The sequence below is a fragment of the Uliginosibacterium paludis genome (assembly GCF_039631355.1).
GTDB lineage: Bacteria > Pseudomonadota > Gammaproteobacteria > Burkholderiales > Rhodocyclaceae > Uliginosibacterium > Uliginosibacterium paludis.
The window spans coordinates 462,653-478,264 of the sequence record NZ_JBDIVF010000003.1 but is presented as its reverse complement, the minus strand read 5'-3'; the positions used below and the strand labels follow the sequence as shown (position 1 = coordinate 478,264).

The 15,612-nt window shown below is 53.5% G+C and carries 15 protein-coding genes and 1 tRNA gene; all 16 read right to left on the bottom strand.

The genetic code is table 11. From position 1 onward, the window contains the following. Positions 1–30 precede the first annotated feature (30 nt). Positions 31–2,064 (bottom strand): NADH-quinone oxidoreductase subunit L, encoded by a 2,034-nt coding sequence (nuoL, locus tag ABDB87_RS10980; protein WP_345926884.1) that lies wholly within the window; start codon positions 2,062–2,064, stop codon positions 31–33. A 7-nt stretch (positions 2,065–2,071) separates the two neighbouring features. Then, the gene (nuoK, locus tag ABDB87_RS10975) at positions 2,072–2,380 is read right to left on the bottom strand and encodes an NADH-quinone oxidoreductase subunit NuoK (protein ID WP_345926883.1); all 309 of its coding nucleotides are present in this window, start codon (positions 2,378–2,380) and stop codon (positions 2,072–2,074) included. Then, positions 2,377–3,018: an NADH-quinone oxidoreductase subunit J gene (locus tag ABDB87_RS10970; RefSeq protein ID WP_345926881.1), complete on the bottom strand. Its 642-nt coding sequence runs from the start codon at positions 3,016–3,018 to the stop codon at positions 2,377–2,379. The genes nuoK and ABDB87_RS10970 overlap by 4 nt, the downstream gene beginning before the upstream one ends. A 14-nt stretch (positions 3,019–3,032) precedes the next feature. Beyond that, a complete protein-coding gene (gene nuoI, locus ABDB87_RS10965; RefSeq protein WP_345926879.1) occupies positions 3,033–3,521 on the bottom strand; it encodes an NADH-quinone oxidoreductase subunit NuoI in 489 nt (162 codons plus the stop codon). 5 nt (positions 3,522–3,526) lie between these two features. After that, a complete protein-coding gene (gene nuoH / locus ABDB87_RS10960) occupies positions 3,527–4,576 on the bottom strand; it encodes an NADH-quinone oxidoreductase subunit NuoH (protein WP_345927303.1) in 1,050 nt (349 codons plus the stop codon). Next, positions 4,576–6,906 (bottom strand): NADH-quinone oxidoreductase subunit NuoG, encoded by a 2,331-nt coding sequence (gene nuoG, locus ABDB87_RS10955; protein ID WP_345926877.1) that lies wholly within the window; start codon positions 6,904–6,906, stop codon positions 4,576–4,578. The genes nuoH and nuoG overlap by 1 nt, the downstream gene beginning before the upstream one ends. A 2-nt stretch (positions 6,907–6,908) precedes the next feature. Then, positions 6,909–8,225: an NADH-quinone oxidoreductase subunit NuoF gene (gene nuoF, locus ABDB87_RS10950; RefSeq protein ID WP_345926875.1), complete on the bottom strand. Its 1,317-nt coding sequence runs from the start codon at positions 8,223–8,225 to the stop codon at positions 6,909–6,911. Continuing rightward, on the bottom strand, positions 8,222–8,698 hold the full coding sequence (gene nuoE, locus ABDB87_RS10945) for an NADH-quinone oxidoreductase subunit NuoE (protein WP_345926874.1): 477 nt from the start codon (positions 8,696–8,698) through the stop codon (positions 8,222–8,224). Before nuoE ends, nuoF begins: the two co-directional genes overlap by 4 nt. An 8-nt stretch (positions 8,699–8,706) precedes the next feature. Continuing rightward, positions 8,707–9,960, bottom strand: coding sequence for an NADH-quinone oxidoreductase subunit D (locus tag ABDB87_RS10940; protein WP_345926872.1), 1,254 nt, complete (start codon positions 9,958–9,960; stop codon positions 8,707–8,709). After that, a complete protein-coding gene (locus tag ABDB87_RS10935) occupies positions 9,953–10,555 on the bottom strand; it encodes an NADH-quinone oxidoreductase subunit C (RefSeq protein ID WP_345927301.1) in 603 nt (200 codons plus the stop codon). The genes ABDB87_RS10940 and ABDB87_RS10935 overlap by 8 nt, the downstream gene beginning before the upstream one ends. Next, positions 10,552–11,043, bottom strand: coding sequence for a NuoB/complex I 20 kDa subunit family protein (locus ABDB87_RS10930; protein WP_345926870.1), 492 nt, complete (start codon positions 11,041–11,043; stop codon positions 10,552–10,554). Before ABDB87_RS10930 ends, ABDB87_RS10935 begins: the two co-directional genes overlap by 4 nt. 55 nt (positions 11,044–11,098) lie before the next feature. Next, positions 11,099–11,473 (bottom strand): NADH-quinone oxidoreductase subunit A, encoded by a 375-nt coding sequence (locus ABDB87_RS10925; protein ID WP_345926867.1) that lies wholly within the window; start codon positions 11,471–11,473, stop codon positions 11,099–11,101. 69 nt (positions 11,474–11,542) lie between these two features. Beyond that, a tRNA-Leu gene (locus ABDB87_RS10920) sits at positions 11,543–11,627 on the bottom strand. A 62-nt stretch (positions 11,628–11,689) separates the two neighbouring features. After that, positions 11,690–12,019 (bottom strand): preprotein translocase subunit SecG, encoded by a 330-nt coding sequence (secG, locus tag ABDB87_RS10915; RefSeq protein ID WP_345926865.1) that lies wholly within the window; start codon positions 12,017–12,019, stop codon positions 11,690–11,692. A gap of 105 nt (positions 12,020–12,124) precedes the next feature. Further along, a complete protein-coding gene (glmM, locus tag ABDB87_RS10910; RefSeq protein ID WP_345926863.1) occupies positions 12,125–13,477 on the bottom strand; it encodes a phosphoglucosamine mutase in 1,353 nt (450 codons plus the stop codon). Positions 13,478–13,714: 237 nt separating this feature from the next. Then, positions 13,715–15,607, bottom strand: coding sequence for an ATP-dependent zinc metalloprotease FtsH (gene ftsH, locus ABDB87_RS10905; protein WP_345926861.1), 1,893 nt, complete (start codon positions 15,605–15,607; stop codon positions 13,715–13,717). Between the last annotated feature and the right edge of the window lie 5 nt (positions 15,608–15,612).

Here is a 15,612-nt window from a genome sequence, read left to right as displayed (position 1 = left end):
TCCGTGCATTCTTTCAAATCTTCGGCAAGCTCAATGAGCCAGAGCGCCCTCTTTAAGAACTGGCCACCAGAGACCAAGCAGGAGCACTACCCCCATAATGATCCAGAACGCATATTGATAGATCATCCCGCTCTGAATGTATCTGGACATGCCAGAGAACCAGGAAACCAACCTCGCGCTACCGTTCACGACAATACCGTCAATAAGATACTGATCTCCGCGACGCCACAAATTCTGCCCGAGCAAACGGGCACCACCTGCGATGATCACCTCATTGAAACGGTCGAAATAATATTTGTTATCGAGCAGCAACCTCAGCGGTTTAACCCTGACTTCGAAAGCGGCAGGTAAATGAGGCATTTTCAGGTACATCAGCCAAGCCAGAAAAACACCCGAAAGCGCCAGCCAGAATGGCAAGGTCACAAGGCCGTGAAGCGCCATGGCAATGCTTCCATCGAAACCATGTCGCAACTCCTCCAAGGAATCGTGATGCTCCGCAACCTTTATCACCCCTGAAAACCAGTCCCCGACCAGAATCGGATGAATCGTAAAAAAACCAATCAGCACGGAAGGAAGTGCCAGCAAAATCAGTGGAACTGTAACAACCAGAGGAGACTCGTGCGGTTTCTCGCCCGGAGCAAGCCCATGGTGATGATCCGCATCGTCGTGCCCGCCTTTCACATGAGCGTCATGATCACTGTGTCCACCAAAGCGCTCCTTCCCGTGGAATACCAGGAAGTACATCCGGAAAGAATAAAATGCCGTAACAAAAACACCTGCTAGCACGCAAAACGCCGCGTACCCGGAACCCGCAATATGAGAATCCCTTACAGCCTCAATGATGGCATCCTTGGAGTAGAAACCGGAAAAGAAAGGCATGCCAATCAGAGCCAGCGAACCAAGAAGGGAGGTCACCCAGGTAACAGGCATGTATTTTCTCAGGCCACCCATGTTGCGCATATCCTGATCGTGGTGCATGCCGATGATTACCGATCCCGCTCCGAGAAACAGTAATGCCTTGAAGAAGGCATGCGTCATCAGATGAAAAACGGCGGCCGAATATGCCGACGCCCCCAAGGCCACGGTCATGTAGCCAAGCTGAGACAAGGTTGAATAAGCAACGACTCTCTTGATGTCATTCTGGACAATCCCGAGAAAACCCATGAACAAAGCTGTAGTTGCGCCAATGACCATGACGAAGGACAAGGCCGTTTCCGACAACTCGAAGAGGGGAGACATCCTTGCAACCATGAAGATTCCGGCGGTCACCATCGTTGCTGCGTGGATAAGGGCCGATATCGGCGTAGGTCCTTCCATGGAGTCGGGAAGCCAGACATGAAGGGGCACCTGTGCGGACTTTCCCATTGCGCCGATGAACAGACAGATGCAGATAGCGGTGAGCATCGGCCAACCAGTAGTCGGCACAGAGAGTTGAGCGAGTTCCGGGGCTCTTGAAAATACCTGGGAATAATCCAGCGTTCCTGAAAAAGCAGCGATTAAACCGATCCCCAACAGGAATCCGAAGTCCCCTACCCGGTTAACAAGAAAAGCCTTGAGGTTTGCGTAAATCGCCGTGGGTTTCGTATACCAGAACCCGATCAGCAGATAGGACACCAGGCCGACAGCCTCCCAGCCGAAAAAAAGCTGGAGAAAATTGTTGCTCATTACAAGCATCAGCATGGCAAAGGTAAACAGCGAGATATAGCTGAAAAACCTTTGATACCCAGGATCATCTGCCATATACCCGATCGTATAGATGTGAACCATCAACGAAACGAAGGTTACGACCAGCATCATGGTTGCCGTAAGGCTGTCCACCAAAAAACCGACCTCAAGCTTCAACGAGCCTACCGTGGCCCAGGTATAGAGTGAGCCGTTGAAGGTATTGCCAGCTTTGACATCCTGAAAAACGAACAAGGCCAGCAAAAACGCTATAGCAACGCCGGCAATAGTAACAACGTGAGAGGCCATGCGCCCGATAAAGCGGCCGAACAAACCGGAGAGGATGGCTCCAAACAAAGGGGCCAAAGGAATGATCAAGTAGAGTTTCTGCATCGAGTTCATCTCTTTCTCAACCCTTCAGACTATCTAGATCGTCAACATGGATTGACCGGAGATTTCTGAAAAGAACGACCAAGATAGCCAAACCAATCGCCGCTTCGGCGGCCGCCACAGTCAATATGAAAAACACAAATATCTGACCAGCCGGATCACCGTAGTAGCTGGAAAAAGCAACGAAGTTCATGTTAACGGAAAGGAGCATCAACTCTATCGACATCAACAGAACAATAAGATTTTTCCTGTTAAGGAAAATACCAACAACGGCGATCGCAAACAGAATCGCGCCCAGCGTTAGGACATGCGCAAGCGGAGCAATCATTTTTCGACGTTCTCCAACTGGACTGCATCAACATCTCTTTCTGCTGCCAACTTGTGCACAACCAAACGATCCGCGGCTTTCACCTTGATCTGCTGCGCAGGGTCCACAGCCTTGGATCCATCTCTACGCCGGTAGGTGAGCATGACAGCCGCAATCATGGCCACCAGAAGCACCAATGAAGCCAATTCGAACGGATAGGCATAATCGGTAAAGATCGTCTTAGCCAACTCTCTCGTATTCGACAATGCAGGATCAACAAGTACGGGCGCCTGCAGGTCAGGGCTATTGAAATAACGCCCATTCAGTACAAAAGCCATTTCCGCAACCATGATCAACGCGACGACCAAACCCACAGGAAGATAGCGCCAAAAACCTTCTCGCACGCGATCGATATTGATGTCCAGCATCATCACGACAAACAGGAATAGCACCATCACGGCACCGACATAAATCAGCACGATAGCGATGGAAAGAAATTCTGCATTCATCAGCATCCAGATCATGCCGGACGTAAAAAAGGCCAGAACCAGGCTAAGCACCGCGTGAACCGGATTTCTTGCAGTAATGACGCGTGCTGCCGCAAAAACCAACACTGCCGAAAACAGATAAAAGCAGAAGGTAGGAAAAGAAAGAGCCATTTATTCCTCGCGGCTTATCTGAATTTCGCGTCAGCGGCGCGATCTTCGGAAATCTGTTTCTCGAAACGATCCCCCACCGCAAGCAACATCTGCTTCGTGTAGTAAAGATCGCCCCTTTTTTCCCCGTGGTATTCGAGGACTCGAGTCTCCACAATGGCGTCCACTGGGCAAGCTTCCTCGCAAAAACCGCAAAAAATGCACTTTGTAAGATCGATGTCATAACGCGTCGTACGGCGCGTTCCGTCCTCACGCATGGCGGAATCAATCGTTATTGCCAAAGCGGGGCAGACCGCTTCGCACAATTTGCAGGCAATACAGCGCTCCTCCCCGTTCGGATAGCGCCTAAGCGCATGCAGACCTCGGAACCGGGGACTCTGAGGGGTCTTCTCCTCCGGGAACTGAACCGTGATTTTGCGAGCAAAAAAATGCCTGCCAGTCAGGGCCATGCCTTTCAGTAGTTCAAGCAGGACAACGCTGCCGAAAAATTCTTTTACAGCACCCATGACGTTTATTTCCAGATCGACAGTGGTGACATGATCCAGATACCGAGAACCAGCACCCAGAGCAACGAAAGAGGGATAAAAACCTTCCAGCCCAGACGCATGATCTGGTCATATCTGAAGCGCGGAAATGTAGCGCGAATCCAAAGAAATACAAAAAGGAGGAATGCCGCTTTCAGTAGCAACCACACGATTCCGTCAGGCAGGAATCCGAAAGGGGACAGCCATCCACCAAGGAAGAATACTGAGGCAAGAATCGCAACCAGAATCATGTTGGCGTATTCCGCAAGGAAAAAAAGCGAAAAAGCCATACCGGAATACTCAACCATATGCCCGGCCACAATTTCTGACTCGCCTTCAACGACATCGAAAGGCGCCCGATTCGTTTCCGCGACGCCAGATATGAAATAGACGACAAACATTGGCAGCAACGGCAACCAGTTCCAGCTGAGAAACCCCAAACCCGCATCGGCGAAACGCCCTTCACTTTGTCCCAGAACAATTTCCGATAGATTGAGAGACCCGGAAATCATCAACACGCAAACAAGCGAAAAGCCCATAGCAAGCTCATAAGAGACCATTTGAGCTGCAGCTCGTAGCGTCCCGAGCAGAGCATACTTTGAGTTGGATGCCCACCCAGCGATGATGACGCCATACACGCCAAGCGAGGTCATTGCCATCAAGTACAGCAATCCTGCATTGACGTCAGCGAGAACCAGTGCGTCAGAAAAAGGCACAACCGCCCATGCCGCAAGCGCAGGGGCAATTGCCATGATCGGCCCCAGAAAAAACAACCCCTTGCTGGATTTGGCGGGCGCGATAATTTCCTTGAACAACAGCTTCAAACCATCTGCCAGAGGTTGCAGAAGACCTAATGGCCCTACTCGGTTGGGACCAATACGCACCTGGATATAGCCAATAACCTTTCGCTCGGCCAAGGTCATATAAGCCACTGCACCCAAAAGCGGAGCTACGATGAGAACGATCTTAAGCAACGTCCACACCACCACCCAGAGAGGCCCAAAGAGATCCGCTACGGGCTGAAGAGCCTGATGCATCATGCGCGCTCCAATTTCAGGGTTCCGAACATAGGCCCGAGAGGTGCAGTATCCGGATGTCCTGCCGAGACACGCACACAGCCTGCAGACACTGATTTATCTGCCACACATCGCATCAACACGGCGGGGCCAGTTCCGCCTACGCGGACTTCATCTCCATCCAAAACGCCTATTTTCTGGACATCTTCAGGATTGAATCGGGCCACCGGAATTCGGGCGTCCCTTGTCTTTTGCAGCGCAGTCGCCCTTCTCACAAGCGCGTCAGTGAAGTAGACGGGAACGTCAGCAATCCTCTGAAAACCGGTACTGGTCGAAGAAACAAACGCCAAGAGAGGAGCCTTGTTGGAAAGCCCGTCAGGAGAATAACCCGACAAAGCTTCATCTCTGACAGCCTCGGACGACTCATACTCAAAACCGTCGAAACCCAAAAGGTTTCCTAGCACTCGCAAGACCTTCCACGCAGGACGCGTCTCCCCCAAAGGAGCAGAAACAGCGTTAAACGACTGGACTCGACCTTCGATATTCACAAATGAGCCCGAAGTTTCAGTGAAAGGAGAAACAGGCAGCATGACATCTGCGTAATCGGAAGCCTTGCCTGAAAAACTGCCCAGATAGATCACGCTCGCTGCAGAAGCTAGAGCCTCTTCCGCAAGAACGCCATCGAAACAGTCCAAGGAAGGCTCAGCACCAAGGATCACATATGCCTTGCGGGGAGACTTCAGCATCGATTGAGCATTCAGCCCCCCAGCAGGAACAGCTCCGGCCAGATAGCCGCCCACGGTTCCTGCCGCCTCCCCCAGTACTCCGAATTTGGCTCCTGCAATCCTCGAAATCTCTGAGCACAGCGCTTCAATTACTGCAGCCTGCGGGTGCTGACAGGCGAAATTTCCCAAAAGGACTGCCCTTTTCTCTCCCTTCAGGAGCGAAGACGCAACGCTGTCAGTGGCATCATTCGGTACCGCGTTGCTCATCAGAGTGACGAACTGGGGTTGAGCATCCGAAGCAGAAAGACGACTCACGGAAGCCAAGACTGCCGACAGTTGCCCAATGAGCGCATCCGGCGCACAAATCAACTCGGATTCGATAGGAATCAGCCAATCATCTGCAACCGGGTTGACCCTTGAAAGTTTAGCGCCTCGACGAACAGCCTGGCGAAGACGCTGCGCGAGCAGCGGATGATCCTTGCGAAGAAAACTGCCAACTACAAGTACGGAATCCAGAGTGGCGAGTTCTGCTACCGACATCCCGAGCCAGGGCGCCCCGGTTCTATGCCCGTCACGCGAAAAATCGCTTTGTCTCAGACGGAAATCAACGTTATCGGATCCCAGTCCACGTACAATCTTCTGGGCAAGAAACATCTCCTCTACCGTGGAACCCGGGGAAATCAGTGCGCCAATCTGTTCGCCCCCGTGCTCGGTCTTGATGTCATTCAGTGTGCGAACGACGTAGTCCAAGGCTGTCTGCCAATCGACATCGTGCCATTCACCGCCATGCTTGATTCGCGGTTTGACAAGACGGTCTTCGGCGTACAGTCCTTCGTAGGAAAAACGGTCCCTATCCGAAATCCAGCACTCATTAACGTCTTCGTTTTCGAACGGAAGGACACGAAATACTTTGTCATGCTTGACCTGAACCTGCAGGTTCGTGCCCAGCGAATCATGAGGACTCACAGAACGGCGACGAGTGAGTTCCCAGCTTCTCGCTGCAAAACGAAAAGGTTTGGATGTGAGAGCACCGACAGGACACAAATCAATCGCATTCCCCGAAAGCTCGGAATCAACCGAACGATCAACGAAGGCCATGACTTCCGAATGCTCACCTCTGTTGGCGATGCCCAGCTCCATGACACCGGAAATTTCCTGACCAAAACGCACGCATCTGGAGCAATGGATGCAGCGGGTCATGTCTGTATTGATCAGAGGACCAAGATTTTTATTGAAGACGACCCGTTTCTCCTCCTTGTAACGAGAAGCCGGCGCTCCATAACCTACGGCAACATCCTGAAGCTGACACTCGCCCCCTTGATCACAAATCGGACAATCAAGTGGGTGGTTAATGAGCAGAAACTCCATCACCGACTTCTGCGCTTTGGTTGCCTTCTCGGAGGACGTGCTGACCTTCATGTCGGCTACGGCAGGCGTCGCGCAAGCGGGCACAGCCTTAGGCATTTTCTCGACATCCACGAGGCACATGCGACAGTTCGCTGCGATCGACAACTTCTTGTGGTAGCAGAAATGCGGAATCTGTTTGCCCAGTTTTCGAGCAGCATCCATCACCGTGCTGCCAGGAGCAACTTCCACTTTCTGGCCGTCAATTTCGATTTCTAGCATGCTCAATCCTGCGCCACGTAAATCTTGCTGCCTTCCCTCTGAACTTCGGGGGAAATCATGCAGCGCTTGTGTTCAATGTGATACGCGAACTCGTCACGATAATGCTTCAGGAAGCCTCGCACCGGCATTGCAGCCGCGTCACCCAACGCACAGATGGTACGTCCCATGATGTTTTCAGCAACGTTATCCAGCAAGGCCAGATCCTCTGCACGCCCTTGGCCATTCTCGATCCGGTGCATCATTCTGTACATCCAGCCCGTGCCTTCCCGGCAAGGCGTACACTGGCCACAGGACTCTTCAAAGTAAAAGTAGGACAGACGCTCCAATGCCTTGACCATGCAAGTGGTCTCATCCATGACGATTACTGCGCCAGAACCAAGCATTGAGCCGGCTTTGGAGATCGCGTCATAGTCCATCGTGAGGTCCATCATGACGTCTCCAGGGATTACCGGAGCCGATGACCCGCCCGGAATGACAGCCTTGATCTTCCTGCCACCACGCATGCCTCCAGCCATTTCAAGCAGTTCCGAAAATGGGGTGCCAAGACGAACCTCGTAATTACCCGGGCGGTTCACATGCCCGGACACCGAGAAAATCTTGGTTCCTCCATTGTTTGGTTTTCCCAGATCAAGGAAAGCCTGCCCTCCCATTCGCAAAATGAACGGGACTGACGCAAATGTCTCGGTATTGTTGATCGTAGTCGGCTTGCCATAAAGACCGAAGCTGGCAGGAAACGGGGGCTTGAACCTCGGCTGGCCCTTTTTCCCCTCCAGGGACTCGAGCAAACCCGTCTCTTCACCGCAGACATAGGCTCCATAGCCATGATGGGCAAACAACTCAAAAGAGAAGTTTGATCCAAGAATATTCCGGCCGAGCAACCCCGCATTCCTGGCTTCTGCGAGAGCCTCTTCGAAGCGCTCGTAAACTTCGAATATCTCGCCATGAATATAGTTATATCCCGCTACGCACCCCATCGTGTAGCCAGCAATGATCATTCCTTCGATTACTGCATGGGGGTTATAGCGCAGTATGTCGCGATCCTTGAAAGTACCCGGCTCCCCCTCGTCGGAATTGCAAACGACATATTTGGGGCCCGTATAGGCCTTCGGCATGAAACTCCACTTCAGCCCTGTCGGAAACCCGGCACCACCACGTCCACGCAAATTCGAGGTCTTGAGGGCACTGATAATGTCGTCAGCTCCCACGCTTTCCGCAATAATCTTGCGAAGGGCTTCGTAGCCGCCACGCTTGGCATACTCTGCCAGCCGCCAAGCATCGGCGCCGTTCAGATCGGCCAGAATCAAGCGGGTTTCACTCATCGCGAAAGCTCCTCGATCATTTTATCGATCTGTTCTCGTGTCATGCGGGAACACATTTTGTGGTTGTTATGAAGCAGAACTGGGGCGTCACCACAGGCCCCCATGCACTCACCTTCCTTGAGGGTGAACCGGCCATCAGCGCTGGTCTCGTTAAAACCGATCCCTAGTTTCTGCTTGATGTACTCAGCCGCCTCCTGCCCACCGGACAGGGCACAGGGAAGATTCGTGCAAACCGTGATCTTGTGCTCTCCAACCGGCTTGAGGTCGTACATGTTGTAAAACGACGCAACTTCGTAAGCAGCCATTGCGGGCATACCCAGATACTCTGCAACGTACTCAATCGTTTCGCTCGCCAGCCACCTTTTTTCCGTCTGCGCAATCCGAAGGGCAGCCATGATCGCAGACTGCTTCTGGTCGGCAGGATATTTGGCAATTTCGCGGTCTATTGCCCGCAATGATTCATCACTCAACATGTTTTTTCTCAGCGGTCGATTTCGCCAAAGACAATATCCATGGTTCCGATAATCGCCACAACGTCTGCGATCATGTGGCCCTTCGCCATTTCATCCATTGCGGCAAGATGTGCGAAGCCCGGGGCACGCAACTTAAGCCGCCAAGGCTTGTTAGCCCCGTCTGAAATGGCATACACGCCAAACTCTCCCTTCGGATGCTCAACGGCTGAGTAAACCTCACCCTCGGGAACATGCATGCCTTCCGTGAAAAGCTTGAAATGGTGGATCAACTCCTCCATGCTGCCTTTCATCTTCTCACGCGAAGGAGGAGCGATCTTGTGGTTGTCGGTAATGACCGGACCAGGATTTTTCTTCAACCAGTCGATACATTGCCGAACGATGCGATTGCTTTGCCGCATCTCTTCCATTCGAACCAGATACCGGTCATAACAATCGCCGTTTGTTCCGACGGGAATATCGAAGTCCAGGTGCTCATAGACCTCGTAAGGCTGTTTCTTGCGAAGATCCCACACAACACCTGACCCACGCAACATCGCTCCGGTGAAGCCCAAGGCTTTGGCACGCTCTGCGGATACGATCCCAACATCCACCGTTCTCTGTTTCCAGATCCGATTATCCGTCAGCAGCGTATGGTATTCGTCGATGTAGGTCGGAAAACGGTCGGTGAAATCCTCAAGGAAGTCGAGAAGTGACCCCTCTCTTGATGCGTTGAGTTTGGCAACGGAAGCGGCATCCTTGAACTTATTGACCTGATACTTGGGCATCTGATCAGGAAGGTCACGATAAACACCGCCAGGTCGATAATACGCAGCGTGCATTCGGGCGCCAGAAACGGCCTCGTACGCATCCATCAGGTCTTCGCGCTCTCGAAACGTGTAGAGCACCATTGTCATCGCACCGATATCCAGAGCATGGGTACCGATGTTCAGTAAATGGTTCAAAATCCGGGTAATCTCGTCAAACATGACCCGGATGTATTGAGCACGCAAAGGCACCTGGACTCCGAGAAGCTTCTCGATTGCCATGCAATACGCGTGCTCATTGCACATCATGGAAACATAGTCCAGACGATCCATATAAGGAACCGACTGAATCCAGGTTCTGGTTTCGGCTAGTTTTTCAGTACCGCGATGAAGCAGTCCAATATGCGGATCGGCTCGCTCGACAACCTCCCCCGAAAGCTCAAGAATCAGACGCAATACGCCGTGGGCCGAAGGGTGCTGCGGACCGAAATTTATGGTGTAGTTCTTGATTTCAGCCACGATCGCCTCCGTACACCGCCTCTCGGACAATACGCGGGGTATTTTCCCTGGGCTCAATCGTGACGGGCTGGTAAACCACCCGCCCTTGCTCCTTGTCGTAAGTCATTTCCATGAAACCCGACACCGGAAAGTCCTTCCTGAACGGATGACCTACAAAGCCATAATCAGTCAGAATTCGACGCAAATCCGGGTGTCCGTCAAACATGATGCCGAACATGTCGAAAGCCTCGCGTTCAAACCATGCAACGGATGGCCATACTTCGCACAGTGAAGTCACGACAGGAAACGCGTCGTCTTCAGCATAAACACGCAAGCGGAGACGCCAGTTATTGGAAAGGGAGAGCAGATGAGAAACCGCCGCAAAGCGCTTGGAATGCTTCCTCTGGCCGCAATACCCTGCGTAGTCAACACCAGCCAGATCAATCAGTTGCTCGAAGCCAAAGGACTGATCATCCCGAAGCACGCGCGCTACTTCGGCGTAGTCCGCAGCGAGAACAGTCAAGGTCACTTCCGAGTCATCAGTCGCGACGCTATGCCCCTGCCCTTCGAATCGCTCCGCCAGTTTCCGCGCAAGATTTTCAAGTCTGCTCATCAGGCAGGCACTCCTTCACGAGCAATCGTATTTGTACGACGAATCTTGTTCTGAAGCTGGAGAATTCCGTAAATCAAGGCTTCGGCGGTTGGGGGACAACCAGGCACGTAAACGTCTACCGGAACAATCCGGTCACATCCCCGAACGACAGAATAGGAGTAATGGTAATAGCCGCCCCCATTTGCGCATGAGCCCATGGAAATCACCCATCTTGGCTCCGCCATCTGGTCGTACACCTTGCGCAAGGCAGGCGCCATCTTGTTGCACAGGGTTCCGGCAACAATCATGAGATCGGACTGACGTGGACTGGGACGAAAAACGACGCCGAACCGATCAAGATCGTAACGAGAGCAGCCGGCATGGATCATTTCCACGGCACAGCAAGCAAGACCGAAAGTCATCGGCCACAACGAGCCCGTCCTTGTCCAATTGATGACAGCATCAAGGGAGGTCGTGACAAAGCCTTCGCGAAAAACACCTTCAATACTCACAGAGAGCCCCTCTTTGTAGAGTCAGGCGTCTTGGAGCAGGGATATCAGGCCAGGATCACTCCCAGTCGAGCGCACCCTTCTTCCAGACGTACACATAGCCGATCACGAGAATTCCGAGAAAGACGAACATCTCGACGAAACCGAACATGCGAACGGTCTCGATACCTGCCAGTTCTTTCACAATTGACGCCCAAGGCAGCAAAAATGCCACCTCAAGATCAAAAAGAATAAAGAGAATAGCGATCAGATAATAACGTACGTCGAAGCGCATGCGCGCCTCTTCGAAGGGCTCGAACCCACACTCGTAGGGAGATAATTTTTCGGGATCGGGCTTATATGGGGCAAGCAGTCGGCCTAGAACCATTGGCGCAACGCCAACAGCCAAGCCAACCGCGATAAAGAGCAGAACGGGAAAGTAATTGTTCAGCATTACTGCTTCCTCTTGGGGAAACCTGCTCATTGCAAAACGCCCGCTAACAAGCGGGCGTTTCAATCTCTCTGGTGCCGACGATGAGACTCGAACTCATACGGCTTGCGCCACCACCCCCTCAAGATGGCGTGTCTACCAATTTCACCACGTCGGCACTTCTCGAACAACTTATAGCTTACAGCTAAGCAACAACCCTAGCCGCAGCTTTTAATTATTTTATTTAGGAACTTCTTGCGAGGGCACTGAACCAGATGCAGCAGGAACAGCAACACCCTTCATCAAGCTAGCACCCTCAGAACCCCGCGAACCAGTCGCAAAATAGCTAAGAGACAAGCTGGTCACAAAAAACACCGTAGCCAAGACGGCAGTTGTGCGACTGAGGAAATTCGCAGAACCGGAGGACCCGAACAGACTACCCGACGCCCCGCTACCAAACGCCGCCCCCATGTCAGCCCCCTTGCCATGCTGGAGCAGCACGAAGCCAATCACAGCACAACCCACCAGAATATGCACAACCAGCAGGAGACTAAACCAGAAACCACTCATTTGTTTAAAGCGTTTCGCCGTTTGAAAGAAAACAAGATTCTAGAAAACAAAAAAAGGTCTGTCAAGCACAAACATAAACTCTTACGAAAATACCTGGTGCGGACTTTACTCAAACGCCGAGGAAACAGCCGACGCAATCTGCCTTCCCAATTGCTCAACAAGTTCCGCATCACGCCCCTCAACCAGAACTCTCAGCAAGGGTTCTGTGCCTGATGCTCGCAGCAGCACGCGTCCGGAGTCTCCCAGCTCTCGCTCGGCAACCTCGATAGCCGCCGAGATCCCTGTGTCCGACCGCCAGTCGAATCCGTTCTTCATCCGAACGTTTATGAGCCGCTGCGGATAGAACACAAGATCGGAGCAGGCCTGCGCAAGAGTTTCGGATCTCAGACGCAACGAAGCAAGCACCTGCAAGGCGGAAACGATGCCGTCCCCAGTGGTGTGCCGATCAAGGCAAATGATATGCCCGGAATTCTCGCCTCCGATGCGATACCCGTGTTCAATCAGTTGTTCCAGCACATATCGGTCGCCAACTTTGGCCCTAACAAAATCAGCACCAAGACGCTTGATGGCATGCTCGAACCCCAAGTTGCTCATCAGCGTTCCCACGACCCCTGGCAAACGGCCTTCATCCTTGAGCGAACGGGCGATGACGTAGAGCAGTTTGTCTCCATCGTATAACTCTCCGGCGCGGTCACACATGAGAAGCCTGTCGCCATCGCCATCGAGAGAGATACCCAAATCCGCGCCATGCTTGAGAACAGCCTCACGTATGCTGGCAGGAACAGTCGCCCCAACGCCGTCGTTGATGTTCATGCCATCCGGCTGAACACCGACGCTGACAATCTCGGCCCCGAGTTCATGGAACACTTTGGGCGCAATGTGATACGCCGCGCCATGCGCGCAATCAAGCGCGATCTTCAAGCCGCGAAGATCAAGATCCCCCGGAAAGGTGCTTTTGCAGAACTCGATATAGCGCCCCGCCGCATCGTCAATCCTCTTTGCACGGCCAAGCAGGGAGGATTCGGCACACCCCATCGGCTCATCGAGATGCGCCTCGATCTCCTCCTCAACGGCATCAGGCAGCTTTGATCCCGCAGCAGAGAAAAACTTGATCCCGTTGTCGTAGTAAGGATTGTGGGAGGCTGAGAGAACTACACCCGCCTGCAACCTGAGCGCTCGGGTCAGATATGCAACGGCAGGCGTCGGGATCGGTCCGGCGAGAATCACGTTCACGCCCGCAGCGGCGAACCCCGCTTCCAGCGCTGCTTCAAGCATGTAACCCGATACGCGCGTGTCTTTACCGATCAGGACTGCAGGATGCTGGCCAGCGGCGAGCTTCTCGCGGGCAACAAGTGTCTTGCCTGCTGCATATCCCAAGCGCATGACGAAGTCCGGCGTGATGGGCGCTACGCCGACCCGTCCTCTGACGCCATCGGTTCCGAAATACTTTCTGGCCATTCCTTGTCTCCAAAACGGGCTCCATGAATTCCAGGAGCTCATTAGTCCAACCGTAGATTCAAGCCGAACGTCTGCGCTGCACAATCAGGCCGTTCAGAAATTCAAAGCAGTGGACTCGGTAGGTAGATACAACATTTTCGTCAAAACCGGAGAAGCCGACAGGCTTCGCTGGGATCAACTTCCCGCCAAGCGAAAAGCCCCGCATTCGCGGGGCTCACACCTTCAGTGTCGATAAGCTCAGGCGATCGGAGCAGGGGCGGCTGGAGCCGCGCCAGGTCCTTCATCCTGCCGAGGCGGCGTCAAGCCCGCAGGAGGCTTAGGAGGACGAGGCGGACGCCCTTCCATGATGTCCCGGATCTGGTCTGCATCAATGGTTTCCCACTCAAGCAGCGCGGAAGTCATCGTTTCAACCTTGTCACGATGCTCCTGAAGAAGACGACGCGCAAGATCGTATTGCTCGTCAATGATCCGGCGAATCTCGGCATCCACCTTCTGCAAGGTGGCCTCCGACACGTTCTTGTGGGTGGTTACCGAACGGCCGAGAAAAACCTCGCCCTCGTTTTCGGCGTACACCATCGGCCCCAGTTCTGCTGACATGCCGTAGCGGGTCACCATGTCTCGTGCAGTCGCCGTTGCGCGCTCAAAGTCATTCGACGCGCCGGTAGAGACCTTTCCGACAAACAGTTCTTCCGCCACGCGGCCGCCAAACAGCATGCTGATCTGGGCAAGCATCTGATCCTGATAAAGGCTTGTACGATCGCGTTCTGGCAAGGACCAGGTGACGCCAAGCGCCCTGCCCCGCGGAATCACCGTGACCTTGTGAACCGGATCACACCCCGGAAGCAGGGAGCCAATAATGGCGTGTCCGGACTCGTGATAAGCCGTCGCCTTTTTCTCTTCGGGCGAAATCACCATCGACTTGCGCTCGGCCCCCATGAAGATCTTGTCCTTGGCACGCTCGAAGTCGTCCATATCAACAAGACGCTTGTTTCCGCGTGCAGCAAACAGGGCTGCTTCATTGACCAGATTGGCAAGGTCCGCCCCTGCCATTCCGGGCGTTCCTCTCGCCAGGACCATCGCGTCCACGTCAGGCGCAACGGGGACCTTGCGCATATGGACCTTGATAATCTGCTCGCGACCACGGATGTCGGGCAGCGGTACCGTCACCTGGCGATCGAAGCGGCCGGGTCGCAGCAAGGCCGGATCAAGAACATCAGGACGGTTGGTCGCGGCGATCACGATAACGCCCGAGTTCCCTTCAAAACCGTCCATCTCGACGAGCATCTGGTTCAGCGTCTGTTCGCGCTCATCATTACCACCACCGAGGCCAGCACCCCGCTGACGGCCTACCGCGTCGATCTCGTCGATGAAAATGATGCACGGAGCCGCCTTCTTGGCGTTCTCGAACATGTCCCTGACACGTGCAGCACCCACGCCCACAAACATCTCGACAAAATCAGAGCCGGAAATGCTGAAGAACGGAACCTTCGCCTCGCCGGCGATCGCTTTCGCAAGCAGGGTCTTACCGGTACCGGGAGAGCCCACCATCAGGACGCCTTTCGGAATCCGGCCACCCAGCTTCTGAAACTTTGAAGGATCACGAAGGAACTCCACAAGCTCGCCGACCTCTTCCTTGGCCTCGTCGCAACCTGCGACGTCAGCGAAGGTGATGGAGTTTGCGGACTCGTCCAGCATGCGAGCCTTGCTCTTGCCGAACGAAAATGCTCCGCCCTTGCCGCCCCCCTGCATCTGACGCATGAAGAAGATCCAGACTCCCACCATCAGGAGGACAGGCAGGAGCTGAAGGAAAACACTGGCGAGCCAGGACGGCTCTTCTTCGGGCTTGGATGAAACCTGCACGTTTGCGTGCAGAAGATCCGAAACCATCCAGAGGTCAGGCGGGTAATTAACCACAACCTGACGGCCTTCCTGAGTCAGAGCCGTGACAACATGACGCTGAGCGTCAATGCTGGCCTTGGCGATTCGCCCGGCCTTGGCATCTTCCATGAACTGGGAGTATTCCATGGTGTTCTGTTGAGTCTGACGACCGTTGAACTGATTGAAGATGGTCAGCAGAACCACGCCGATCACCAGCCAGATCGCAACATTCTTGAAAACGTTGTTATTCAAAGCAA

Bases quoted from the DNA above. Each gene is read 5' to 3' on its own strand.
- nuoE (WP_345926874.1), bottom strand. From the start codon at position 8,698: ATGTTGAGTGATGAATCATTGCGGGCAATAGACCGCGAAATTGCCAAA.
- nuoH (WP_345927303.1), bottom strand. From the start codon at position 4,576: ATGCATCAGGCTCTTCAGCCCGTAGCGGATCTCTTTGGGCCTCTCTGG.
- glmM (WP_345926863.1), bottom strand. From the start codon at position 13,477: ATGGCCAGAAAGTATTTCGGAACCGATGGCGTCAGAGGACGGGTCGGC.
- ABDB87_RS10970 (WP_345926881.1), bottom strand. From the start codon at position 3,018: ATGGCTCTTTCTTTTCCTACCTTCTGCTTTTATCTGTTTTCGGCAGTG.
- nuoK (WP_345926883.1), bottom strand. From the start codon at position 2,380: ATGATTGCTCCGCTTGCGCATGTCCTAACGCTGGGCGCGATTCTGTTT.
- nuoI (WP_345926879.1), bottom strand. From the start codon at position 3,521: ATGGGTGCTGTAAAAGAATTTTTCGGCAGCGTTGTCCTGCTTGAACTA.
- nuoG (WP_345926877.1), bottom strand. From the start codon at position 6,906: ATGCTAGAAATCGAAATTGACGGCCAGAAAGTGGAAGTTGCTCCTGGC.
- secG (WP_345926865.1), bottom strand. From the start codon at position 12,019: ATGAGTGGTTTCTGGTTTAGTCTCCTGCTGGTTGTGCATATTCTGGTG.
- ABDB87_RS10925 (WP_345926867.1), bottom strand. From the start codon at position 11,473: ATGCTGAACAATTACTTTCCCGTTCTGCTCTTTATCGCGGTTGGCTTG.
- nuoF (WP_345926875.1), bottom strand. From the start codon at position 8,225: ATGAGTGAAACCCGCTTGATTCTGGCCGATCTGAACGGCGCCGATGCT.
- nuoL (WP_345926884.1), bottom strand. From the start codon at position 2,064: ATGAACTCGATGCAGAAACTCTACTTGATCATTCCTTTGGCCCCTTTG.